The organism is Acinetobacter sp. EKM10A (assembly GCF_011075215.1).
GTDB classification, from domain to species: domain Bacteria; phylum Pseudomonadota; class Gammaproteobacteria; order Pseudomonadales; family Moraxellaceae; genus Acinetobacter; species Acinetobacter baumannii.
Window position 1 is genome coordinate 124,993 of the sequence record NZ_JAALLK010000008.1, and the last position, 24,624, is coordinate 149,616.

The window sequence follows — 24,624 nt, forward strand, 5'->3', positions numbered from 1 at the left end:
GGAGGTGAGAGATGTCTGATTTCATTCAGTTAGAATATCTACAAGAAAAATTACAGCAACTTTTAGCGGAATCATTATTTGCAATCTATCTTTATGGTTCAGCTGTTGATGGTGGCTTAGGGCCAGAAAGTGACCTTGATGTTCTGGTCGTGGTTACTCATCCATTAACATCTGCTTTACGCGAGCAGCTTGCACAAGAATTACTAAAAATTTCACAGCCTGTTGGGGAATTACAAAGACCATTAGAAGTTACTATTTTATTAAAAGATGAGATTCAGGCTGGAAATTATCCTTTAAGTTATGAAATGCAGTTTGGTGAATGGCTACGTGAAGAACTTAAAGAAGGTGGAACATTAAGTTCGCAGAAAGACCCAGATATTAGTATATTGCTTAGAAAAGCGAGATTTCATCATACAGTTTTATTTGGTCCAGCTTTGGACCAATGGGCACCTGAAATTTCTGATCAAGAACTATGGCAAGCAATGTCTGATACTTATCCCGAAATTGTAGCTCATTGGGATGAGGATGCAGATGAAAGAAACCAGATTTTAGCTTTATGCCGGATCTATTTTAGTTTAGTCATGAAGGATATTGCTTCAAAAGACAATGCAGCTCGATGGGTTATGCCTCAGCTTCCTCCTGAGCAGAAATTCGTATTGCAGCGGCTTATACAGGAATATAGAGGGGAAATCGGCAAGCAAAATTGGCAAGAGGAACATTATGCTTTGCAGCCTATTGTTAATTTTCTGAGTTCAAAAATTGAAGAGCAGTTTGAGCAGAAAAGAAATTTAATCACATAATAATTTTTTAGATTCTGGCTTTTTTACCGATTTTACTAAACATACGACTATATAAGAGTGCTTAAGCACTCTTTTTTATTACTTAATTTTTAAAGCTTAAAAATAATTTTAATAAATATCAAAATGATAAATCTATTATTATTGCTTATACTTGATAAAAGATATATTAAGATATATCTTAATAGTTATAAATTATGCGTATTAGAGAACCTCCAAAGATGAGACAACAATCAGAACATCATCATGCTGAACATAATGACCATCATCACGGCCATTACCGTTCGGGGCGTCGTGGGAGACTTTTTGAAGCTGGACGTATGAAACTTTTAGTCCTTCATCTTATTCAGCAAAGTCCTAAGCATGGTTATGAAATTATTAAAGAAATAAGTGATTTGGTAGGCGATGGCTATACGCCAAGTGCAGGAACAATCTATCCGACTTTAACCAGCCTGGAAGAAATGAACCTCATTAACTTGCTAGATGTAGAGCGTAAACAATATCAAATTACGGAATTTGGGGAAGCTTATTTAAATGAACACCAAGACAAGCTAAGTGGGTTGTTAGAGAAATTGCGTTTGAGACGTGAAATTCACAGTAATGATCAATTAATCGAAATTCACCGTGCCATGGAAAACTTAAAGACGGCTTTACGTTTGAAATTGAATACCACTGACTTGAAGCAAGAGCAGATCTATCAAATTGCTGAAAAAATTGATCAGGCTGCTGTTGCGATTGGGCGCCTATAAGTGGGCCTTAAACAGGTTGAAATTATCTAAAAACTATCAACTTTAATAGAGAGTTTATGTATGAAACAGCATCAATATCACGTTACGGTACAACATTTAAAAGATGCCAAAGGGGAAGTTTCTACCTATACGGAAAGGCTCGAGTTCTATACTGGTAATCATGACGATATTTTTGAGATTGTTGAAAAGTTAAAGAACGCAGAATTTTTTGATGATCAAACCACAAAGTCTTTTGCAGTCGGTCTAAAGTTATTTAGTGAAGTCATGTTAGAGAATCGAGACCATCCATTGTTTCAAGAATTCTTGCCACAGTTTGGGCAATTTATGAAGAATTTAAAACAACAAGTTAAGACTCAATCACCTTAAGTTGGTCAGATACCTTTAAATTTTCGATTGTTAAAAATTGATTGTCTCATTCATAGCACCCTGTGTATTACTAAAAGACTATATTGAATAATGAGTGTATTGTTAAGATCAGTATAACGACTCATTGCACAAGCATAGGTAAAAGAGAGTAATATCATGAGCAATAATAACGATTACGATATTTCGGATTCAAAGGATTGCGAAAAATTTGCCAATCAATTTATTCAGGAATTTCCAATTCGCTCTGCCGAAATTGGACAGGGGACGGTGATTAAGCGGGCTTTACCTAGTCGACAAAAAAGAATGATTGGGGCATGGTGCTTTTTAGATCATGCAGGACCAGTAACATTTCCTGCCGGCAATGGTTTAGATGTAGGACCTCATCCACATATTGGTTTGCAAACCTTCACTTGGATGATTGAAGGGACCATGATGCATACCGATAGTTTAGGGTCAAAGCAATTAATTCGCCCTAAACAGGTAAATTTGATGACAGCAGGACATGGTATTTCTCATACCGAGGTTGCACCTGATACTGAAACTCAAATGCATGCTGCGCAGCTCTGGATCGCATTACCGGACCATAAGCGCAACATGGATCCGAAATTTGAACATTATCCCGATCTTCCTGTTGTTGAAAAAGACGGTCTGGAATTTACTGTACTGGTGGGTGAATATTTAGAGACGACTTCTCCAGTTGTGGTTCATACACCGTTAGTAGGGGTTGATCTCATTGCTACCCAAGATACTAAGACACGTATTCCACTAAATCCTGAATTTGAATATGGTTTTATGGCATTAGATGGCGTAGCTCATGTGAATGGCCATGAACTTACTGCTGACAATATGGTTGTATTAGATACAGGTTTGAACGAAATTGAGATTGAAGTAAAGAAAGGGAACCGTGTGCTATTAATCGGTGGTGAACCTTTTGAAACTCCGATCTTATTATGGTGGAATTTCGTTGCACGTACGATGGACGATTTAAAAGAAGCACGTGAGCAATGGGTTAATCATGACGTGCGTTTTGGTGAAATTCCAGATTATGTGGGTGCCCGCTTAGAAGCACCAGTTCTTCCAGATCAAATGAGAGCATCAAAATGACAGCAGTAATTGCGAGCAGTAAAGCAAAGCCTCTTGCAGAACAATGGAAAGGTGAAATTACCAGCGGCCGTCATCAATACTTTTGTGATGAGCCTGAAAAGCTAGAAGGGCATGACCAAGGGCCTGCACCTTATGATTTGCTTACCGGAAGTCTAGCAGCATGTACACTTATTACTTTAAGAATGTATGCAAAACATAAGGGTTATGATTTTGGTGAGTACTCGGTTGAAATTGATTTTCATACCAACCGAGAGCATGAAGAACATATCGAGCGTCGTATTGTTTTTAAAGAACTTCCAAACGAAGAACTTCAGCAAAAAATCTTAACCATATGCAGTAAAACTCCAGTCACTAAAACTTTGTTACGTAGTTTAGACATTCATACTGTGCTTGTTACAGCATAAAAATGCTATTTTGTTGCGGTGGATGATTTATATCCATCCCACAAATGGAATAAAACAGCATGTTCACATGCTGTTTTTTATGTAAAAAAGAAAAATAAAAGTAGGCAATACCATGATTAGTGTACACCACCTGGAATGTTCGCGATCGTTTCGGATTTTATGGGCTTTAGAAGAGTTAGGCTTGGATTATGATATTCATTTTTATCAACGTCTTCCGAACTATTCAGCACCAGAAACATTGAAATGTATTCATCCGCTTGGCAAGGCACCTATTTTGACAGATGATGAGCAAGTTATCGCGGAATCGGCTGTTATTTTAGAGTATTTGCAGCAGCGATATGATCAAAAGCAGCAGTTTAAACCTAAGCAAGCTCAGGATTTACAGCAGTATATTTACTGGATGCACTATGCCGAAGGCTCACTTATGCCGTTATTAGTGATGACTTTGGTCATGAACAACGTCAATAAACATGTACCTTGGCTAATTCAGCCTGTGGCAAAGAAAATTACAGAAGGGGTTAAAGCAAATTTTGTTCGTCCACGTATGAAAGACCATATTAGTTTTTTAGAAAATTATTTGGCTGAGCATGAATATTTTGCGGGGGATTTTTCATTTGCAGATATTCAAATGAGTTTTCCACTAGAGGCTCTACAGTCACGTCTTCAAGGTAAATATCCGCACATTCAAGCATTCTTACATCGGATTCAGCAAAGACCAGCTTTTCAAAAAGCGAGACAGAAAGGTTTAGGGTCAAACGAAAGAAATTGTGCTGATATATAAAAGAAAAGGAACAAATATTTGTTCCTTTTTTATTGCTTAATCTTTATCTGCGTTTAATCACAATAGAGTCAATACCGCTATGCTGCAATGTTTGTTGAGCAGCGAGAGCAGCTTCTTGAGTGTCATATGGACCAGAAATAACACGATACCAAGTTTTTCCATTCTCAGAGCTTTTAATTACATCAGCCGATAAGCCATTTAAAATGATTTCTGCACGTCGAGCATCTGCTTGATCGGGGTCAGTATAGCTTCGAACTTGTAAAATATAATTTGGTTGTTGAGGTATAGCAGCTGTTGAGTCAGTAGTGTCGTCAGTGCTTACACTTGCAGGTTCAGAAGCGGCAGGTTGAGCTGTACTAGGAGCTTCTACAATCATGGCAGTACCCTGATTTTTACTTTCCGGAATTGCCTGTTCCGGAATAGGAGTGACCTGCTGTTGAGGCAATAGATCATAAAAGCGGTAATCTTTATTGGTTTCTTCTTCTTTATAGTGCTCAGAAGTAATCTGGTTTTTTGAAGAAACAGGTTGCCACGGTTTCCAAAGCATGAGCATTACTGCGATACATAAGACCGCTAAAATAGCGACAAGTGTCCCTAACCATTTAGGAATTAAAGGCTTTTTAGGCTTGTTAGGTCTTTCAGATACACCGCGTTGCGTTTTGCCAAACACGTGGATTATTCCTCTGTATTTTGATTGTTTTATTTCGAGTTTAGTTCTCGTTTACTTTAAAACATCGCTTCGCATAGATAGATTTCCTTGCAAAGCGTTATTTCTTACAACATGAAGGGGTATATGGCTTTGACCAAACACCCCAACACTAACTTACATGGCTTCAGGTGCAGAAACACCGAGTAATTCTAAGCCATTGCGCAATACTTGCTGTACATTGATTGAAAGTAATAAGCGTGCTTGTGTAAGTTCAGCATCATCACTTAAAACTTTGTGTTCATTGTACCAACCGTGGAATAGCGCAGCTAATTCTTTTAAGTAGTTACCTACTTGGTGTGGTTCATATGCATTAGCAGCACGTAACACAACGTCTGGATATGCAGCCAGTTTAGCAAGAATTTCAGTTTCTGCATCAAGTGATAAACGTGCAGCATGTGAACGAGCAGCACTTACTTCAAATTGTAAGCCAGTGCTTGCTGCTTTTTCTAGCATACGGCAAATACGTGCATGAGCGTATTGAATATAATACACCGCATTGTCTTTACTTTGTGAAACAGCAAGGTCAAGGTCAAAGTCAATGTGTTGTTCACTTTTACGCATCACGTAGTAGAAACGAGCTGCATCATTGCCGACTTCTTTACGCAAGTCACGTAAAGTCACGAACTGACCTGAACGAGATGACATTTGAACCATCTCACCACCACGCCATAAGCTTACGAACTGAACTAAAAGAACAGTTAATTTTTTCGAGTCATAACCCATTGCATCAATCGCAGCTTTTACGCGAGAGATATAACCGTGGTGGTCAGAACCCCAAATATCAACAAGGTCAGTATAACCACGTTGTAGTTTGTTTAAGTGATATGCAATGTCAGATGCAAAGTAAGTTGTTTGACCATTACGGCGCTTCACAACACGGTCTTTTTCATCACCAAATTCAGTCGATTTAAACCAGATGTTGCCATCTTTTTCATATAAGAAGCCGCGTTGATTCAGTGTTTCTAACGCTTCGTCAATTTTTGCGCTAAGAGATGCTTCACTAAACCATTGGTTAAAGGTTACGCCGAAGTCAGCAAGGTCATCTTTAATATCATCTAAAATGGCATGGAGTGCGGCTTGATGGAATACGCGGTAGCCTTCACCTAATAATTGTTGTGAATTGGCAATTAGGCCATCAATATGCTTTTCTTTGTCGCCAGATAATACGACTTTGTTGCCTTCGCTATCTAGCTCTTCAGCATATTGCACGTCTTCTGGTACATCTTTATAAACATTCGCAACTTCACGAACGTAAGCATCGCCATCTTTATCAATGATGCCTTGTGCGATTTCTTTAACGTAATCGCCTTGATACGCATTTTTAGGGAATACAAGGTTTTGTCCAAGTAATTCCAAATAACGTAAATAAGTAGAAGTCGCCAAAATATCCATTTGACGGCCAGCATCATTTACATAATATTCGCGATCAACTTTAGCACCTGTTGCTTCAAGCAAGTTTGCAACAGTCATACCATAAGCAGCCCCGCGGCCATGACCTACGTGTAGGCTAGACGTAGGGTTTGCAGAAACAAATTCAACTTGAATCTTTTTAGCTGCATTTGATTGGCTACGACCAAAGCTTTCTTTTTGAGCCTGAATCTGGTCAAGAATTGCAAAACGTTGATCTGCATTTAAAAAGAAATTGATAAAACCAGGACCTGCGATTTCAGCTTTGCTGATGTCTGCAACTTCTGGTAGCGCTGCGAGAATTTTCTCAGCTAAATCGCGTGGTTTCATACCAGCGGCTTTAGAGCCGATCATGGCAATATTAGAAGCAAAGTCGCCATGGCTTCGGTCTTTGGTGCGCGTTAAATTGCTTGAATTATTCCAATCCGAAGGAAGCACACCTTCTTGCTGAAGGGTTTGCACTGCATGGTCGAGAGCTGCTTGTATTGCCGTATTCATATCAATCGAAAATAGATGTCGCAGAAAAACGTCAAATATAGCAAATTTCCTATGAGTTAGGGGAGTGCATTTAACGCTTTCATTTAATTTCTTTCATGAAGTTTCCGAGAACTATTTCTTTCGTAAATATTAAAAAATAAAATTAGTAAAATTCTAAAAATACGTAAATACAGGCTTTTTAGGTAATATTTTTGAAATTATAAGATAGTAAAACACTTGGTATTTTTTATGGAAATGTAGTATAGGGCAAAAATATAAGATTTTAAGTCATATATGGAGTTAAGAAAGAATAGTTTTAAAAAGATGAAAAATGTAAATAATTAATTTTTAATATTAATTTTGTTATATGTTTTTTCTAAATAGTATTCAATTTCAATATCACAGTTTAAAATACCTATTTTGTATTAAATAGTCTTAAGCTTACGCATACAACGAGCTTTAGAGAGTGCTGAAACTGTACTTTTCTGAGTTCTAAGCTGGAAAATGAGATAGGCAATGATATCAGGTCACCCAAGTAAACATCCCCTTTATATCCCTTATGCAGGCTATACACTTTTAGAGTTACCCCTTTTGAATAAAGGATCCGCTTTCACTCAAGAGGAAAGAAGTAACTTTAACTTACACGGGTTACTTCCACATATTATTGAAACTATCGAAGAGCAAAGCCAACGCTCTTATCAGCAATATTGTGCTTTCAATGATGATATTAATAAGCACATCTATTTACGTAATATCCAAGATACCAACGAAACTCTGTTCTACCACTTAATTGAAAATCATCTTGAAGAGATGATGCCAATTATTTACACGCCAACTGTGGGTGAGGCATGTCAACGTTTCTCTGATATCTATCGCCGTCATCGTGGTGTTTTCATTTCATATCCAGATCGTGATGTGATTGATGATATTTTGCAAAACGTTAATAAAAATAATGTCAAAGTCATCGTGATTACGGATGGTGAACGTATTTTAGGTCTTGGTGACCAAGGCATTGGCGGCATGGGTATTCCAATTGGGAAACTTTCGCTGTATACCGCATGTGGTGGTATTAGCCCTGCTTACACATTGCCAATCACAATCGATGTAGGGACGAATAACCCTCAATTATTAAATGACCCGATCTACATGGGATGGCGTCAACCACGTATTAGTGGTGATGAGTATTATGACTTTGTAGATATGGTGATTGAAGCTGTAAAACGTCGTTGGCCAAAAGCACTCATCCAGTTTGAAGATTTCGCACAAAAAAATGCGATGCCACTTTTAGAAAAATATCGCGATAAAATTTGTTGTTTCAATGATGATATTCAAGGAACAGCAGCGGTTTCTGTTGGTAGTTTAATTGCTGCAAGCCGTGCAGCAGGTAAACAATTAAAAGACCAAACAATTACTTTCTTAGGTGCAGGTTCGGCAGGGTGTGGTATTGCAGAGCAAATCGTTGCACAAATGGTTTCAGAAGGTCTAACCGATGCTGAGGCACGTGCTCGTGTTTACATGGTAGATCGCTTTGGTTTGATCACTGAAAATCAGCCGAACTTATTAGACTTCCAACGTAAGTTAGCTCAAAAAGCTGAAGTAGTAGACCAATGGGGCAATATTGAAGAAGTGATTTCACTGCTTGATGTTGTTAAAAATGCCAAGCCTACAGTATTAATCGGTGTTTCTGGTCAGCCGGGCCTATTCACCGAAGAAATTATTAAAACAATGGCTGCCAATTGTGAACGACCAATTGTGATGCCGTTATCTAACCCGACTTCGCGTGTAGAAGCAGTACCGGCGGATATTGTGGAATGGACTGAAGGTAAAGCATTAATTGCAACGGGTAGCCCATTTGCACCTGTAAATCATCACGGCAAGCTTTATAATATTTCTCAGTGCAACAACTCATACATCTTCCCTGGTATTGGTTTAGGTGTAGTAGCATCAGGCGCTAAACGCGTTACAGAAAACATGCTTATGGCATCAAGTAGTGCTTTGGCAGACTGTTCACCGTTGCTGAAAGATCCACAAGCTGACTTATTGCCACCTTTAGGCGAAATTCAACAAGTGTCTAAAGTAATTGCATTTGAAGTGGCAAAAGCTGCAATGGCAGATGGTGTGGCTGTAACTATTAGTGATGATTTGCTTAAGCAGAAGATTGATCAATCGTTCTGGAAACCAGAATACCGTAAATATAAACGTATTCCTTTCTAAGAATGAGAATGTGAAAAGAGGAGCTTAAGCTCCTCTTTTTTTCTTTTAAGCCACTAAAATTTCTTCTAATAGTTCTTCACTTGGTGCAAAGTAATATGCCCCGTCAAGTGGTGTCACGAAGTGCAATAAGCGGTCATGGATGCCATCCCCACTTGTACCAAACATGCGCTTTAACATCGCATCAATAATGCTCAGGTCTTTAGTGTAAGCAATGAAGAATAAACCTTGATCACCTCGACCGTCACCATAAGGTAAGCTGTGACGTAGGATTTCCATTTCTTCGCCTTCCTCATCTTCAACGACAGTACGAGCGACATGGGCATTTTCCGGTTTAACATCATCATCTAATTCAATAGATTCAAGCTTGGTACGGCCCATGACATTTTCTTGTGCATCGACTTTAAGTTTTTTCCATTTTTCCAAGTCGTGTGCATAGCGCTGCGCAAATATGAAACTACCATCTGCAAATACTCCAGCACTTTCTGGGAGGAGAGCGGTTTCTGCGCGATCATCTGGAAATTGAGGGTTTTCAGTACCATCTATAAAGCCAGTAATATCGCGACCATCGAAATAACGGAAGCAAACACGCTCATCCAGAACCTCAACTTTATCTTTAATCCCTTCAAAAAATGCTTGGCTTAATGCAAAACAGATATCAGAACGCATACTGGCAATGTGAATAAGCACATCAGCTGGTACGACTGGCATATTGAATGCGCCATTTTCTGGTTCAAGTTGTTTAAAACCAGCAGGAGATTGACTGTAAAGTTGCTTCCAAAGTTCTGGACCAAAAGCGACTGCTGTCTTAATTTGTGCGTCTGAATGTTGAGTAATGAGACGGTCACGTGTTTCGAATAAAGCTTCGAGTTGTTTTTTTAATTCAGCAATTGTTAAATCTTTTAAACGAAGAACAATAAAACGGGCATGATCAGATGGTAATGGCAAAATGACAGATTGAGCAGTCATTAGAAGATCTCTCCTCAATTATAATTTAGTATAAGCTTCAATTATTGTGCCTGATGCGAAGAGCCGTTAGTAGTCTATTTATTGATTTTATTGTTTGAATTATCGCCACGATAGTTTTATAAAACGGTATAATTCCACTTTTATTATCTATTTCGCTATGTCTTTGCAAGTTTGGTTTGCTTATATGTTGGCCTGTTGGGTCATTAGTATTTCTCCGGGAGCAGGGGCAATTGCTTCTATGTCGAGCGGCTTAAATTATGGCTTTAGACATGGCTATTGGAATGCGATCGGTTTGCAAATCGCCTTGTTAATTCAAATCATGATTGTAGCTGCGGGTGTAGGTGTTCTATTCGCAACGACCCCGTTGGCTTTTCAAGCCGTTAAGTGGTTCGGTGTAGCCTATTTATTGTATTTAGCTTATTTACAGTGGACAGCACCTGTAAAAGACATAGAAATTCAACACGAAAAAAAGGATAAATCTGTTTCTGCTCTGCTGTTAAATGGATTTGTGGTCAATATCAGTAATCCTAAAGCCATCGTATTTCTATTGGCAGTTTTGCCTCAGTTCTTAGATTTAAGCAAACCTCAATGGATACAATACCTGATTATGGCAGCTACTATGGTTACGATTGATTTGATTGTAATGGCTGGTTATACAGGGCTAGCTTCAAAAGTTTTAAGATTGCTACGTTCTCCTAAGCAACAAAAATATTTGAACCGTGGTTTTGCTGTCATGTTTAGTTGTGCAGCGTTATTGCTAAGTACGGTCCATCAAGCAGCCTGATTTAGGCCGCTTGAGTTTGATTTTTGATTTTTTGAACCATAAAGATAAGTGCAAAACTCAACGCCATACATAAAACAATACTGAGGCCAGTCGAGATATTAAGTGCTGCGCTTGACCATAGGCCAACACTGACACCGAGTTGAGCTAAAACAAAGGCCCAAATAACCATCTGCTTTGGTGAGTGAGCGAGTAATCGAGCGCTCAATGCTGGAATAACCAGTAGTGCCCCCATTAAAAGTGAACCTACTGCACGTAAAGCTAGTACTGTAAATAAGGCTAGCAATAACATAAAAATGAGACGTTGCCATTTCGCATTCACACCTTCACTAATTGCAATATCCGGATCAATGGCAATTTGAATTTGAGGCTGCCAAAAGCGATAAAGAATTGCCAGTGATACTGCAATAATTAATGTGAAAACAGGTAGGTCTGGCCAATCAATACTTAGTAAGTCACCAAACAAATAACTTAAAAGCTCCGGTCTTAAACTTGGAACATGTTGAATAAACAGGAGGCCACTACATAGTAATGTTGCTGAGCATAGGGCAAGCAAAGCATCGTTTGGTAAACGATTGTCATGTAAGGCCCACAAAATAGCGACTAATAAAATAGCTGTACCTGCCACGCCAAGCCAGAGGGGAAGGCTTAAAGCACCAGCAATTGCTACCCCAAGTAAGGTTCCATGTGCCATGGTGTCTGCAAAAAAAGACATACGTCTCCATAGCATGAGACAACCAAGTGGTGCAGTCAAAAAGACTAATAAGGTTCCCATAATCCATGCGGGTAACAATAATTGTAACCATTCCATCATGGCTTAAGCTTCCGGTTCCGGGTGAATGTGAGGTCTGCTATTGTGAGGGCAGGGGTGTGCAGCGTCACCATGCGCACAGTGATCATGATGATGTTGATAGAAAACTCGCTGAGTACCGAATATTGCTTGGTATTCAGGATGTTGCTGAATACTTTCTGGTAAGCCGCTACAGCATATATGCTTGTTTAAACAGACAACGCGTTGAGTTCCCTGCATGACCCACTGTAAATCATGGGAAACAATTAAAATGGCACAACCATAACGCTCTGGCAGACTACGTACATATTCATAAAGCTCAGCTTCTGATTGAATATCTAAGCCTTGCATGGGCTCATCAAGAACGAGGATATCTGGCTTTCTAAGTAAAGCACGTGCGAGCAGTACACGTTGGCGCTCTCCACCAGAAAGTTGCTGAACTTTTGATTGTTGTAGTTTGGCAATACCGGTGTCTTGAATAATTTCCTGACGAAGGGCAGGGCTACACTTTTCCAGATCTAATAAATCTTGTACCCGTAAAGGAAGACTATGAGATGGATTAAATTTCTGAGGCACATAAGCCATTTTTAGTTTTTTATTGCTTATGACGCGTCCACTACTTGGCTTTAAAATACCAAGTAGAACTTTAATTAAAGTTGATTTACCTGCGCCATTAGGACCAATTAAGGTCACAATTTCATTTTCATGCAGAGCAAAATCAACTTTTTTTAATATATCCCGCTGATCACGATGAACAGAGACCTGTTCAAGTTGAATCAAAACAGGATTTAGCGAGCTGTGCGGCACTGCTGGCATTTCCCCGAAATTTCTATAATGCTGTGTTGTGCTGCGAAATCATCTAAAGCTGCAAGTTGGTCAAGTTGTTGGGTTAGACCTTGTGAAGATGCTTCTTTAACCGTGTGACATTCGGTACAAATCAGGAATGCAGCCTGATGACCTTCACGTGGGTGACAGCATGGTATATAAGCATTAATAGATGTTAAGCGATGAATAAGACCCTTTTCTAATAAAAAGTCTAAAGTTCTATAAACAGTAGGAGGGGCGGCAGGGCGATCTGTTTGACTTTTAATACGTGCTAATAAGTCATAGGCACCCATAGGACCTGAAGCATTTAAAATGAGTTCAAGAACTTCTTTACGCAAAGGCGTAAGGCGTGCACCGACCGCAGTACATAAAGTTTCTGCTTCAGCTAAACGACTTGCGACATTATGGTGATCATGTACACCATGCAAAGAATCATGATGTTCATGCATGCAAGAACTCATAGACATAACCTCAAATTTTTAATGGAATATTAGCATGAAGCGGTGCTTCATTCGATTAATCTTAGGTATTTTTGTAACTTTGTTATATTATAACATGCTTCGAGCTATTACTAATTGATGGTCTGTCATGTTCCGCGTTTTTGTTTTCAGTATGTTCTCTCTTATGAGTACGTTAGGTTGGAGTCAGGGTTTGGTTGTCTCTACGCACCCAATCTATTTGATTGCAAAAGAAATTACCAAAGGAGTTGAAGAACCCCAGTTATTGCTTCAAGGGCAAAGTGGGCATGATGTACAGTTAACACCGGCACATCGTAAAGCAATTAACGATGCTTCTTTAGTGATCTGGTTAGGAAAAGCTCATGAAGCTCCGCTCAACAAATTGCTAAGTAACAATAAGAAAGCAATTGCTTTGTTAGATAGCGGTATTCTTTCTATTTTGCCGCAGCGCAATACACGTGGGGCTGCGTTACCAAATACTGTGGATACGCATGTCTGGCTAGAACCAAACAATGCAGTACGTATTGGCTTTTTTATTGCAGCTTTACGTTCACAACAGCATCCTGAAAACAAAGCGAAGTATTGGAATAATGCAAATACATTTGCACGAAATATGTTGCAGGCGGCTCAAGCTTACGATAGCTCAAGCAACGGTAAACCGTATTGGTCTTATCATGATGCTTATCAATATTTGGAGCGTTCGCTAAACTTAAAGTTTGCGGGTGCTTTAACGGATGATCCGCATGTAGCTCCTACAGCGGCACAAATAAAGTACCTTAATGATAGTCGACCAAAAGCTCAGATGTGTTTACTTGCAGAAAGTTTTACAACAAAAGGGCAATATCAAAAACTGGGTAGTATTACCTTCCAACCCGTTGATGAAAGTATGAATAATGAAGATAATTTTGTAACAGCATGGAAGAAACTGGCGATAAAAACTGATAAATGTGTATTAAATACGCAAAAGTGAGATAAAAAGTAAACAAAGGCTGACTGTAGCGTCAGCACCACCTGTCACGAAAAACCCCGACTAAAGTCGGGAAAAGATTGCATGTTCAGGGGTGTAACTCTATAATGCCTGCGATTAAAAGCGATCATCAGCTAAACTTGTCAAGCATTTATGCTGTGAGTGGATAAAAATGAGCCAAACTAGTCGCTTGATTGACCGACGATTAGCAAAAGCTTTGGTCTTCTTACAAGCATGCATGATCCCTGTTTCCGCACTTGTGGCGTGGAGCATAAAAGACATGACAGCAGCATTAAGTGCGGCACTTGGTGCATTGGTCTGCTGGCTTGCTACGAGCTATTTTGCGTGGCAATCCTTCAGAACGGCAGGTGCGAGAGCATCTAAACAAGTGCTGTCTAACATGTATAGGGGCATGTTAGGCAAATTTGCAATCATGATCGTTGGATTTATTTTGATTTTGAGCAATGTTAAACCTTTATCACCGTTAGCATTGCTGTTTGGTTTTATTCTCGTTCAAGCGATGTCGTGGGTTGCTCCTTTTTGGGTGTCACGTCTACAAAAACGGGTATAGAAACAAGAAGAATTGAAGATTTTTTGGAGGGTGGCGAGATATCGACAGTACGCCGATGTTCGTTTCCCTTCTTTTTAGTAATTGACATTGACCAGGTGTGATTTATGGCTGCTGAAGAACATGCCCTCACTTCGACAGAGTATATCAAGCATCACTTGACCAATATGACCTATGGCAAAATGCCAGATGGTACATGGAAATTGGCTGAGACTGCTGAAGAAGCTCATTCGATGGGGTTCACTGCAATTCACTTGGATTCAATGGGTTGGTCAATTGGCCTTGGTGTGATTTTCTGTTTGTTATTTTGGATAGTTGCGAGAGCTGCAAATGCTGGCGTTCCAACAAAATTCCAATCTGCAATTGAAATGATCATTGAGTTTGTTGACTCAAGTGTCCGTGATACTTTTCATGGCAAATCACGTTTAATCGCTCCACTTGCACTCACTATTTTCGTGTGGATTTTCCTCATGAACTTAATGGACTTGATCCCAGTTGACTGGATTCCTCAAGTTGCTGCATTTGTGGGTGCTAACGTATTTGGTATGGACCCTCACCACGTTTACTTCAAGATCGTTCCATCTACAGATCCAAACATTACCCTTGGTATGTCTTTATCTGTGTTTGTACTTATCTTGTTCTACAGCATCCGCGAAAAGGGTGTTGGCGGTTTCGTAGGCGAGTTGGCACTTAACCCATTTAACCCAAGTAATCCAGTTGCAAAAGCGTTGCTTATTCCAGTGAACTTGATTTTGGAATTGGTAACATTCCTTGCTCGTCCTATTTCATTGGCTCTCCGACTATTCGGTAACATGTATGCCGGTGAGTTGATCTTTATCCTGATCGCATTATTGCCGTTCTGGATTCAATGGGCGTTATCTGTGCCTTGGGCGATCTTCCACATTCTTGTAATCACGTTGCAGGCATTCATCTTTATGATGCTTACCATCGTTTACTTGAGCATGGCAAGCGAAAAACATTAATGGTATTGCCTAACTGTCAAACGATGGTTGGGCTGAATTTTTTTAATTTAATTTGGTAATAACCTAACCTCTGAGGAATTTTTCATGGAACTCACTTTAGGTCTAGTTGCAATTGCATCTGCTATCTTGATCGCTTTCGGTGCTTTGGGTACTGCGATTGGTTTTGGTCTTTTGGGTGGTCGCTTTTTAGAAGCTGTTGCTCGTCAACCAGAATTAGCTCCACAACTTCAAACTCGTATGTTCTTAATCGCGGGTCTTCTTGATGCTGTGCCTATGATCGGTGTTGGTATTGGCTTGTTCTTCATCTTCGCTAATCCATTTGTAGGTTAATCAGCTTAATTCCTAAATCCACTATTTGAGGAATTGCAATGAATATCAACCTCACATTGATTGGTCAAGCGATTGCGTTTGCGTTTTTTGTCGCATTCTGCATGAAGTTTGTTTGGCCACCACTAATCAATGCGATTAGTGAGCGTCAGCGCAAAATCGCTGATGGCTTAAATGCAGCAGAAAAAGCGAAAGCTGACCTTGCCGATGCACAAGCGCAAGTAAAGCAAGAGCTTGATGCGGCTAAAGCACAAGCGGCTCAATTGATCGAACAAGCGAACCGTCGTGCAGCGCAATTGATCGAAGAAGCTCGTACTCAAGCTGCGGCTGAAGGTGAGCGTATTCGTCAACAGGCTAAAGAAGCTGTTGATCAAGAAATCAATTCTGCTCGCGAAGAATTACGTCAACAAGTAGCTGCCTTGGCAGTAACTGGTGCAGAAAAGATCCTGAACCAACAAGTTGATGCAGAAGCTCATAACGCCATGCTGTCTCAGCTGGCTGCTAAACTTTAAGCGAGGCGAATTATGGCTGAACTCTTGACGTTGGCACGTCCGTATGCCAAAGCAGCATTTGCTTATGCTTCTGAGCAAGGTGCAACAGACAATTGGTCGAATGCGTTACAAGTGCTCAGTGCTGCGGTGCAAGACGAAGCATTTTCCGCTTATTTAAATCGCCCTGAACTTACTCCTGCGGAGCAAGTGAAGCTTTTTGCTAAAGTTTTAGGTGAAGATCAGTCTCAAGCAGTGTCTAACTTTTTGACACTTCTTGCAGATAATGATCGATTAGTGTTGTTACCTGAAATTGCAGCAGAATATGAACAGCTTAAATCACAGAATAACAACAATGTGGATGTCGTGATTGAATCGGCTTTCCCGTTAACTGCTGAACAAGAGCAACTGTTGAAATCTGCTTTAGAAAAGCGTTTTAACAGCACAGTAACTGTTTCAGTTGAAGTTAAACCTGAGCTTATTGCAGGTGTTGTAATTCGTGCAGGCGATCAAGTGATAGATGATTCTGCGCTTAACAAGCTTGAAAAAATGCGTACTCGTCTTCTTGCATAATGCAAATGATGAAGACTGAACTAATAAAAGATTGAGGAATAGCGCAATGCAACAACTGAATCCATCCGAGATCAGTGCGCTCATTAAACAGCGTATCGGAGATCTGGACACCAGCGCGACCGCTAAAAACGAAGGTACCATTGTTATGGTATCCGACGGTATCGTGCGTATTCACGGTCTTGCTGATGCAATGTACGGTGAAATGATCGAATTCGACGGCGGCTTATTTGGTATGGCACTGAACCTAGAACAGGATTCAGTGGGTGCCGTTGTTTTAGGTAACTACCTAAGCCTTCAAGAAGGTCAAAAAGCTCGTTGTACAGGTCGTGTTTTAGAAGTTCCAGTTGGTCCTGAACTTCTCGGCCGTGTCGTAGATGCTTTGGGTAACCCAATTGATGGTAAAGGCCCAATTGATGCAAAATTAACTGATGCTGTTGAAAAAGTAGCACCAGGTGTAATTTGGCGTCAATCTGTAGACCAACCTGTTCAAACTGGTTATAAATCAGTTGATACCATGATTCCTGTGGGTCGTGGTCAGCGTGAGTTGATTATTGGTGACCGTCAAACTGGTAAAACAGCAATGGCGCTCGATGCGATTATCGCTCAGAAAAACTCTGGCATTAAATGTGTATACGTTGCGATTGGTCAAAAACAATCAACAATTGCAAACGTTGTACGTAAGCTAGAAGAAACTGGCGCTATGGCGTATACAACTGTTGTCGCTGCTGCGGCTGCTGATCCTGCTGCAATGCAGTATTTAGCTCCGTACTCTGGCTGTACAATGGGTGAATACTTCCGTGACCGCGGTGAAGATGCTCTTATCATTTATGATGATTTGTCTAAGCAAGCTGTTGCTTACCGTCAAATTTCATTGCTTTTACGTCGTCCACCAGGTCGTGAAGCGTATCCAGGTGACGTATTCTATCTTCACTCACGTCTTCTTGAACGTGCTTCACGTGTATCTGCTGAATACGTTGAGAAATTCACTAATGGCGCAGTAACTGGTAAAACTGGTTCTTTAACTGCATTGCCAATTATTGAAACTCAAGCAGGTGACGTATCTGCATTCGTACCAACAAACGTAATTTCGATTACTGACGGTCAGATCTTCTTAGAAACATCATTATTCAACGCAGGTATCCGTCCTGCTGTGAACGCGGGTATCTCTGTATCTCGTGTTGGTGGTTCTGCTCAAACTAAGATCATCAAAAAATTGTCTGGTGGTATTCGTACCGCTTTAGCGCAATACCGTGAATTGGCTGCGTTTGCTCAGTTTGCTTCTGACCTTGATGAAGCAACTCGTAAACAACTTGAACATGGTCAACGTGTAACTGAGTTAATGAAGCAAAAACAATATGCTCCTTACTCAATTGCTGACCAAGCTGTTTCTGTTTATGCATCTAACGAAGGCTATATGGCTGACGTAGAAGTTAAGAAAATCGTAGACTTTGATGCTGCGTTAATTGCTTACTTCCGTTCAGAATATGCTCCGTTGATGAAACAAATCGATGAAACTGGTGACTACAACAAAGACATCGAAGCAGCAATCAAAGCTGGTATTGAAAGCTTTAAAGCGACTCAAACTTACTAAGTTCAGTTTTAGTTAAGTTTGGTTCACGGATCAACCTTCGGAAGCTCGAAAGGGCTTTCGAATACTAGGTTAAGCGTATGGCAAATTTAAAAGAAATTCGCGCCAAAGTAGCTAGTATCAAGAGCACGCAAAAGATTACTCGCGCGATGCAAATGGTAGCTGCTTCAAAAATGCGTCGTGCGCAAGAGCGCATGGCTCAGGGCCGTCCGTATGCCGATAATATGCGCCGTGTAATTGCTCACTTGGTACAAGCAAACCCTGAATACAAACACCGTTATATGGTGGACCGCCCAGTTAAGCGTGTTGGTTACATCATTGTATCTTCAGATCGCGGTTTGGCAGGTGGTTTGAACATTAACTTGTTCAAGAAAGTTGTGCAGCATGTCAAAGCACAACAAGAGCAGTCAATTGAAGTTCAATTTGCTTTGATTGGTCAAAAAGCGGTTTCGTTTTTTAAGAATTACGGCGGTAAAGTGCTGGGTGCAACCACTCAAATTGGTGATGCCCCTAGTTTGGAACAGTTAACTGGCTCAGTGCAAGTTATGCTTGATGCATTTGATAAAGGCGAATTAGATCGTATCTATCTCGTATCGAATGGTTTCGTCAATGCAATGACACAAAAGCCTAAAGTTGAGCAACTTGTTCCTTTAGCACCAGCAGAAGAAAGCGATGACCTCAACCGTACTTATGGTTGGGATTACATCTATGAACCAGAAGCAGAAGAATTGCTAAATGGTTTATTAGTTCGCTATATCGAGTCTATGGTTTATCAAGGTGTGATTGAAAACGTCGCATGTGAGCAATCTGCACGTATGGTCGCAATGAAAGCAGCGACAGATAACGCAGGTCAGCTTATCAAAGACTTACAACTCATCTATAACAAGCTGCGTCAAGCCGCGATTACTCAGGAAATCTCTGAGATCGTTGGTGGTGCCGCTGCCGTTTAACATTATTAAGTTTGAATTGAGGAGACAGCAATGAGTAGCGGTCGTATCATTCAGATCATCGGCGCGGTTATCGACGTCGAGTTTGAGCGCACAAGCGTTCCAAAGATCTATGACGCTCTCCAAGTTGACGGTACTGAAACTACTTTAGAAGTTCAGCAACAACTTGGTGATGGTGTTGTTCGTACCATCGCAATGGGTTCTACAGAAGGTCTTAAACGTGGTCTTACTGTAACTAGCACAAATGCACCGATCTCTGTTCCAGTTGGTACAGCCACTCTTGGCCGTATCATGGACGTTTTAGGTCGTCCTATCGATGAAGCAGGTCCTGTTGCGACTGAAGAACGTTTGCCGATTCACCGTCAAGCACCTTCTTATGCTGAACAAGCAGCTTCTACTGACCTTTTAGAAACTGGTATTAAAGTAATTGACTTACTTTGCCCGTTTGCGAAAGGTGGTAAAGTTGGTTTATTCGGTGGTGCTGGTGTTGGTAAAACCGTTAACATGATGGAATTGATCAACAACATCGCGAAAGCACACTCAGGTTTATCTGTGTTTGCTGGTGTTGGTGAGCGTACTCGTGAAGGTAACGACTTCTATCACGAAATGAAAGATTCTAACGTTCTTGACAAAGTAGCAATGGTCTACGGTCAGATGAACGAGCCACCAGGTAACCGTTTACGCGTAGCGTTAACTGGTTTGACTATGGCTGAATACTTCCGTGATGAAAAAGACGAAAACGGTAAAGGTCGTGACGTATTATTATTCGTCGACAACATCTACCGTTATACACTTGCAGGTACTGAAGTATCAGCATTGTTAGGTCGTATGCCATCTGCGGTAGGTTACCAACCTACACTTGCAGAAGAAATGGGTGTTCTTCAAGAGCGTATTACATCTACTAAGTCTGGTTCGATCACTTCGATCCAAGCAGTATATGTACCTGCCGATGACTTAACAGACCCATCGCCTGCAACTACATTTGCTCACTTAGACGCAACAGTAGTATTGAGCCGTGACATCGCATCTTCTGGTATCTATCCAGCGATCGATCCACTTGACTCAACTTCACGTCAGTTAGACCCATTAGTTGTTGGTCAAGAGCACTATGAAATTGCGCGCGCAGTACAAAACGTATTGCAACGCTATAAAGAGCTTAAAGACATCATCGCAATCTTGGGTATGGATGAATTGGCAGAAGAAGATAAATTGGTTGTTTACCGTGCGCGTAAAATCCAACGTTTCTTCTCTCAACCATTCCACGTAGCTGAAGTATTTACTGGTGCTCCTGGTAAATTAGTACCACTTAAAGAAACGATTCGTGGCTTTAAAGGTCTATTAGCTGGTGAATACGATCACATCCCAGAACAAGCGTTCTATATGGTTGGTGGTATTGACGAAGTGATTGCTAAAGCTGAGAAACTCTAATTTAAGGAGATCATCTCATGGCGACTATGCAATGTGATGTCGTAAGTGTTAAAGAGTCAATTTACTCTGGCGCAGTGACGATGTTAATCGCGAAAGGTGCAGGTGGTGAACTTGGTATTTTGCCAGGGCATGCTCCATTTGTAACCTTGCTTCAACCGGGCCCGATTCGTGTTCTGTTGGAAAATGGTACAGAAGAAATCGTCTATGTATCTGGCGGTGTTTTAGAAGTTCAACCTCATGTTGTGACGGTTCTTGCAGATACTGCAATCCGCGCTGACAATTTGGATGAAGCTGCAATTTTAGAAGCACGTAAAAATGCTGAACAATTGCTTGCAAACCAAAAGAGCGATTTGGACTCAGCTGCTGCGTTGGCTGCCTTGGCAGAAACCGCTGCACAGCTTGAAACTATCCGTAAAATCAAAAACCGCGCTCAATAAGACGCGGTTCGAGATTGAAAAAGCCACCTTTCGGTGGCTTTTTTTATTGCTAAAAAGAAAATTAAGAATCAGTTTTTGAATCTGATTTTTCATCTCCTGCCATAATCATAGCAGCGAGTTTGACCATATCCATTTGGATGGTATTAAGTTGCTTTTCAATTTGGTCGAAATTAATTTGCTCTAATTTCCCATTTAATAAAGGCATGCTTAAAGCTTGCTGGTTTGCCTGTAGTAGGCTTTGACGGATATTTTCAACTTCCTGACTTCTGATATCTAAACCAAGCAAAGCTTGGTTTAAACCTTCTAACTGTGCTTTCAAAGTCGTCACAGTTGTTTTTAGCTCATGCTGATCTTTATCTTGAATGGCTTGTTCAACGTCAAGTTGAGTGTCCTTGAGCTTTTCGATATAGTCGCCAGCCTTTAACTGTAAGTTAGCGGCATCACGAACGATATAAAAAACATTACCATTTTTTAATTCAGTTTTATTTTGTGTAGCTGTGATTTCTTGTTGAGAGTCATCAGCTTGTTCTGATATTTGATCGTTAGTCTGAACGGATTCTTGTTCCTTTGCATGGTCTTGTGCCTGATCACATCCAAGTAACAACATACCTGAAGCAAAAATCACAAATGGGAAAAATGCACCTTGTAAAACTTTTTTCATAACTACAAACAATACTAACTGAAGCAAGTAGGTACTATATGCATAAAATATGTAGAAATAAGGTATTGTTGCAAATGAACAACATTTTGAGTAGACAATAAAAAAGGAGTGCTATAGCACTCCTTTATTAGTTTGATGCAAAAATTATTTAGCTAATTCTGCTTCAACTGCCTTTACAATTTGTTCATCGTCTGCTGTTAAGTTAGGTGCAAAACGCGCAACAACTTCACCGTTTTTATTTACTAGGAATTTCTCGAAGTTCCATAACACTTCAGGGGCAGGGTTAGTAGGAATACCTAAACCTTCTAAGCGCTCACGGAAAGGACCTTCTCCAATGCGTTCTGGTTGAGCTGTTGTTAGCGCTTGATAAAGTGGATGTTTATCTTCGCCAGCTACAGAGATTTTAGAGAAAAGTGGGAAATGAACATCGTAGTTTAATGAGCAGAACTGTTGAATTTCTTCATCCGAACCAGGCTCTTGTTCTTTAAAGTTGTTTGCAGGGAAGCCTAAGATTTCAAGACCTTGATCTTTCTTTGCTTGATACAGCTTTTCTAAACCTTCGTATTGTGGAGTTAAACCACATTTAGACGCTGTGTTTACGATTAATAAAACTTTCCCTTTATATTGGTCAAGGTCAACCGTTTCGCCTGAAATAGCTTTTACTGGAATATGATATACAGATTGAGTCATGAGTCTTTCCTGAAGATTGTAATTGATATCAAGTAACGCATTTGTTTTAACTGCTATTCTTGAGTAGTGCAATAATATTCGTGTTCAAAAAATAAAAAGATATACAAAAGCAGTTTTAATATCTAATTATTTCTAATTTGAACAGGTGTTTGGCCTGTATATCTTTTAAAAAATTCGATAAAACTTGAGCTGTGTTGATATCCTAAATCGTATGCTAGGCGTTTAATCGGTGTTCCTTGACGGATCTGATGAATGGCGTAAACAATTTTGGCTCGATTGCGCCATTCGGATAGTGAAAGTTGTAGTTCTTGTTGGCTTAAGCGTAATAGATGACGATCACTGACAGAAAAGTTCTGAAGTAACTGCTGTAAAGAGAGATTAAAAAGTAATGGATCTGAAAGCTTTTCTAAAATTGGCAGTAAAACAGGATGCCGTGTTTGTGGTAAATAATGAGAATAGGCGGGTGCTTGTTGTAATTGATCGAATAAAACCTGTAAAAGATGTTCTAAATATTCAGGCTTTTCCGTTTGTTTTTGCTGTTCCAATATTTGTAAAACTAAGGTCCGAAAGAAGGGCTGAATACTAAAGCATCGGCAAATATCTCCTAAAATAGAGCAAAGCCGAGGGTGTAAACGAATGCAGATATAATGAATTTCATGATCGATATGGGTAGATTGATGAACCGTTTGAGGGGGAATCCAAAGCCCATAACTTGGAGGAGACAAGTATATTTGCTCTTCTACCTGTATTTCTAAAATACCATTTAAACTAAAATTAAAATCTCCCCATAGTGAAGCATGAGGACGAACAATATCTTCTTTTTCGTATAGAAATTCATGAACTTCTATACTCTCTAATAAAGAAAATTGTTGGTCCTCATTTTTCATGGGTCTACTCTAAGTAATATTCTAATTTTCACATGTTGCTTTGGGATTGTTTAAACCTTTGGCTAAGGTAAATGTACTAATTAAAGCTAAGGCAACGAAGCTTAATACCCCATAAATTAAAGTATTTTCATTGAAATGATCAACTACATAACCACCTAATAATGAACCTGTAGCAATCATGACTTGGAACATACCAACAAAAAGTGGCATACCTTTTTCTACAGCATGAGGTGCATGTACAAACATCCAAATATTGGCAGAGGTAGGGAAGGCGCCAAATGCGAAGCCCCATAATGCAGTAAGGACAATGGCACCAAACTCATGGATAGCAAAGATTGGGAAGCCAAAGAATACAATGGCAAAACATGTTCCAACGAAAGCTAAGGTATACCGAACATTTAAATTACCACTGTACCCTGCAAATGCATTTCCAAAAATACCGGCTATTCCATAAAGCAATAATAATGAGCTAATAGTTGTGCCATTAAACCCGGCTACATTTTTAAAGAAAGGGGCTAAATAACTATATGCACAGAAGTGAGCAAGTCCAATTAATAAAACAATAAGCATGCCGCTACGTGCTTTAGGTGTGCGTAATAATGCAGGTAAATCACGAATATGTATTGCTGACTCTGGTAAAAGTTTTGGTAAGAAAATAAGCTGAAGCACTAATACAACAAGACCGATAGCAGCTGTAATTCCAAAGGCACTGCGCCACCCATAAAACTCACTTAACCATGTTCCAATCGGTACACCTAATACAGTGGCGAAAGTTACACCAGCCATTACTACAGCAGTTGCTTTGGCAATAGGTAAATTTGCAGGTGCGAGCTTACCGCTTAAGGCAATTGCTGTTGCCCAGAATCCACCAATTGAAATCCCTAAAATCAAACGGCTCAACAATAGAATATGAAAGTTTTCTGCAAAAGCCGTAATGGTATTGGCAATCACCATAATAGCAGTCAGTAAAATAAGCACATAACGGCGGTCGAGTTGCTTTACTGAAACGGGTAATAGAGGGGCCGCAATTGCTGCCATAATGCCGGGTACTGTAATAATAAGACCTGCTGTACCTACAGAAATGTGTAAATCGGCTGCAACGCTATTTAAGACACCAACAGGTAAAAATTCACTCGTTACCAAGGCAAAGGCTGCGATGGCAACAGCCAAAATAGCAAACCAGCTCCCTTGTGTGGAAGTCATGGGTCGTGCTTTAGAGGTAGTAGATTGGTCCATAAAGAAATCCTTACTT

Annotated in this window: 28 protein-coding genes; 18 read left to right on the forward strand and 10 right to left on the reverse strand. The window is 40.1% G+C overall.

The features are described from left to right. Positions 1–11: 11 nt before the first annotated feature. From G9371_RS12080 to G9371_RS12105, 6 genes are all read left to right on the forward strand, one after another. Positions 12–800: an ANT(3'')-II family aminoglycoside nucleotidyltransferase gene (locus G9371_RS12080; RefSeq protein WP_005112514.1), complete on the forward strand. Its 789-nt coding sequence runs from the start codon at positions 12–14 to the stop codon at positions 798–800. A 218-nt stretch (positions 801–1,018) separates the two neighbouring features. After that, positions 1,019–1,546 (forward strand): PadR family transcriptional regulator, encoded by a 528-nt coding sequence (locus G9371_RS12085; protein WP_029424592.1) that lies wholly within the window; start codon positions 1,019–1,021, stop codon positions 1,544–1,546. A 60-nt stretch (positions 1,547–1,606) separates the two neighbouring features. After that, positions 1,607–1,912 carry a DUF3861 domain-containing protein gene (locus G9371_RS12090; protein ID WP_000809284.1) on the forward strand — a complete coding sequence of 102 codons (306 nt, stop codon included), beginning with the start codon at positions 1,607–1,609 and terminating at the stop codon, positions 1,910–1,912. Positions 1,913–2,068: 156 nt separating this feature from the next. Next, positions 2,069–3,016 carry a pirin family protein gene (locus G9371_RS12095; RefSeq protein WP_000069626.1) on the forward strand — a complete coding sequence of 316 codons (948 nt, stop codon included), beginning with the start codon at positions 2,069–2,071 and terminating at the stop codon, positions 3,014–3,016. Continuing rightward, complete coding sequence (locus G9371_RS12100) at positions 3,013–3,420, forward strand: OsmC family protein (protein ID WP_000127662.1); 408 nt, start codon at positions 3,013–3,015, stop codon at positions 3,418–3,420. Before G9371_RS12095 ends, G9371_RS12100 begins: the two co-directional genes overlap by 4 nt. 112 nt (positions 3,421–3,532) lie before the next feature. After that, positions 3,533–4,201 (forward strand): glutathione S-transferase, encoded by a 669-nt coding sequence (locus G9371_RS12105; protein ID WP_000626445.1) that lies wholly within the window; start codon positions 3,533–3,535, stop codon positions 4,199–4,201. A gap of 43 nt (positions 4,202–4,244) precedes the next feature. Here G9371_RS12105 and G9371_RS12110 read toward each other — a convergent pair whose 3' ends face one another. Further along, positions 4,245–4,871, reverse strand: a complete 627-nt coding sequence (locus tag G9371_RS12110; RefSeq protein ID WP_000467262.1) for an SPOR domain-containing protein — start codon at positions 4,869–4,871, stop codon at positions 4,245–4,247. Positions 4,872–5,024: 153 nt separating this feature from the next. Next, the gene (argS, locus tag G9371_RS12115) at positions 5,025–6,815 is read right to left on the reverse strand and encodes an arginine--tRNA ligase (RefSeq protein ID WP_001090285.1); all 1,791 of its coding nucleotides are present in this window, start codon (positions 6,813–6,815) and stop codon (positions 5,025–5,027) included. Positions 6,816–7,310: 495 nt separating this feature from the next. Here argS and G9371_RS12120 point away from each other — a divergent pair, with 495 nt between their 5' ends. Further along, entirely contained in the window at positions 7,311–9,008 is a 1,698-nt protein-coding gene (locus G9371_RS12120) for an NAD-dependent malic enzyme (RefSeq protein WP_029424591.1), read from the forward strand. Between the two features lie 45 nt (positions 9,009–9,053). Here the strand turns inward: G9371_RS12120 and G9371_RS12125 are convergent, their stop codons facing one another. Further along, positions 9,054–9,974, reverse strand: coding sequence for a Dyp-type peroxidase (locus tag G9371_RS12125; protein WP_029424590.1), 921 nt, complete (start codon positions 9,972–9,974; stop codon positions 9,054–9,056). A gap of 157 nt (positions 9,975–10,131) precedes the next feature. Here G9371_RS12125 and G9371_RS12130 point away from each other — a divergent pair, with 157 nt between their 5' ends. Continuing rightward, a complete protein-coding gene (locus G9371_RS12130; protein ID WP_000058354.1) occupies positions 10,132–10,758 on the forward strand; it encodes a LysE family transporter in 627 nt (208 codons plus the stop codon). Between the two features lies 1 nt (position 10,759). Here the strand turns inward: G9371_RS12130 and znuB are convergent, their stop codons facing one another. From znuB to G9371_RS12145, 3 genes are read right to left on the reverse strand one after another with little or no spacing between them, the layout of a single operon-like run. Further along, positions 10,760–11,569 (reverse strand): zinc ABC transporter permease subunit ZnuB, encoded by an 810-nt coding sequence (znuB, locus tag G9371_RS12135; RefSeq protein WP_000970834.1) that lies wholly within the window; start codon positions 11,567–11,569, stop codon positions 10,760–10,762. Positions 11,570–11,572: 3 nt separating this feature from the next. Beyond that, positions 11,573–12,361 (reverse strand): zinc ABC transporter ATP-binding protein ZnuC, encoded by a 789-nt coding sequence (gene znuC, locus G9371_RS12140; protein ID WP_001112013.1) that lies wholly within the window; start codon positions 12,359–12,361, stop codon positions 11,573–11,575. Then, positions 12,334–12,831, reverse strand: a complete 498-nt coding sequence (locus G9371_RS12145) for a transcriptional repressor (RefSeq protein WP_000093118.1) — start codon at positions 12,829–12,831, stop codon at positions 12,334–12,336. The genes znuC and G9371_RS12145 overlap by 28 nt, the downstream gene beginning before the upstream one ends. 127 nt (positions 12,832–12,958) lie before the next feature. Between G9371_RS12145 and G9371_RS12150 the strand changes: the two genes are divergently transcribed. The 10 genes from G9371_RS12150 to G9371_RS12195 all read left to right on the forward strand — a co-directional run bounded on the left by G9371_RS12150 (position 12,959) and on the right by G9371_RS12195 (position 21,134). Then, entirely contained in the window at positions 12,959–13,798 is an 840-nt protein-coding gene (locus G9371_RS12150) for a metal ABC transporter solute-binding protein, Zn/Mn family (RefSeq protein ID WP_000490209.1), read from the forward strand. A gap of 169 nt (positions 13,799–13,967) precedes the next feature. Beyond that, a complete protein-coding gene (locus G9371_RS12155; RefSeq protein ID WP_000084237.1) occupies positions 13,968–14,366 on the forward strand; it encodes an ATP synthase subunit I in 399 nt (132 codons plus the stop codon). A 104-nt stretch (positions 14,367–14,470) separates the two neighbouring features. Next, positions 14,471–15,346: a F0F1 ATP synthase subunit A gene (gene atpB / locus G9371_RS12160; protein ID WP_000718586.1), complete on the forward strand. Its 876-nt coding sequence runs from the start codon at positions 14,471–14,473 to the stop codon at positions 15,344–15,346. Positions 15,347–15,430: 84 nt separating this feature from the next. After that, on the forward strand, positions 15,431–15,676 hold the full coding sequence (gene atpE / locus G9371_RS12165) for a F0F1 ATP synthase subunit C (protein WP_000424060.1): 246 nt from the start codon (positions 15,431–15,433) through the stop codon (positions 15,674–15,676). A 38-nt stretch (positions 15,677–15,714) separates the two neighbouring features. Beyond that, entirely contained in the window at positions 15,715–16,185 is a 471-nt protein-coding gene (locus G9371_RS12170; RefSeq protein WP_001024691.1) for a F0F1 ATP synthase subunit B, read from the forward strand. Between the two features lie 12 nt (positions 16,186–16,197). Beyond that, positions 16,198–16,734, forward strand: coding sequence for a F0F1 ATP synthase subunit delta (locus tag G9371_RS12175; protein WP_000818995.1), 537 nt, complete (start codon positions 16,198–16,200; stop codon positions 16,732–16,734). A 46-nt stretch (positions 16,735–16,780) separates the two neighbouring features. Continuing rightward, positions 16,781–18,325 (forward strand): F0F1 ATP synthase subunit alpha, encoded by a 1,545-nt coding sequence (atpA, locus tag G9371_RS12180; protein ID WP_029424589.1) that lies wholly within the window; start codon positions 16,781–16,783, stop codon positions 18,323–18,325. A gap of 77 nt (positions 18,326–18,402) precedes the next feature. Next, the gene (atpG, locus tag G9371_RS12185) at positions 18,403–19,272 is read left to right on the forward strand and encodes a F0F1 ATP synthase subunit gamma (protein WP_001284972.1); all 870 of its coding nucleotides are present in this window, start codon (positions 18,403–18,405) and stop codon (positions 19,270–19,272) included. Between the two features lie 30 nt (positions 19,273–19,302). Next, the gene (gene atpD, locus G9371_RS12190) at positions 19,303–20,697 is read left to right on the forward strand and encodes a F0F1 ATP synthase subunit beta (RefSeq protein ID WP_000094481.1); all 1,395 of its coding nucleotides are present in this window, start codon (positions 19,303–19,305) and stop codon (positions 20,695–20,697) included. Positions 20,698–20,714: 17 nt separating this feature from the next. Next, positions 20,715–21,134, forward strand: a complete 420-nt coding sequence (locus G9371_RS12195) for a F0F1 ATP synthase subunit epsilon (RefSeq protein ID WP_029424588.1) — start codon at positions 20,715–20,717, stop codon at positions 21,132–21,134. 61 nt (positions 21,135–21,195) lie between these two features. Here the strand turns inward: G9371_RS12195 and G9371_RS12200 are convergent, their stop codons facing one another. From G9371_RS12200 to G9371_RS12215, 4 genes are all read right to left on the reverse strand, one after another. Beyond that, positions 21,196–21,795 (reverse strand): hypothetical protein, encoded by a 600-nt coding sequence (locus G9371_RS12200; protein WP_000757144.1) that lies wholly within the window; start codon positions 21,793–21,795, stop codon positions 21,196–21,198. A 144-nt stretch (positions 21,796–21,939) separates the two neighbouring features. Continuing rightward, entirely contained in the window at positions 21,940–22,485 is a 546-nt protein-coding gene (locus G9371_RS12205; protein ID WP_000194676.1) for a glutathione peroxidase, read from the reverse strand. A 122-nt stretch (positions 22,486–22,607) separates the two neighbouring features. After that, entirely contained in the window at positions 22,608–23,372 is a 765-nt protein-coding gene (locus G9371_RS12210) for an AraC family transcriptional regulator (protein WP_000786954.1), read from the reverse strand. A 21-nt stretch (positions 23,373–23,393) separates the two neighbouring features. Continuing rightward, positions 23,394–24,608: an MFS transporter gene (locus G9371_RS12215; protein WP_029424587.1), complete on the reverse strand. Its 1,215-nt coding sequence runs from the start codon at positions 24,606–24,608 to the stop codon at positions 23,394–23,396. Between the last annotated feature and the right edge of the window lie 16 nt (positions 24,609–24,624).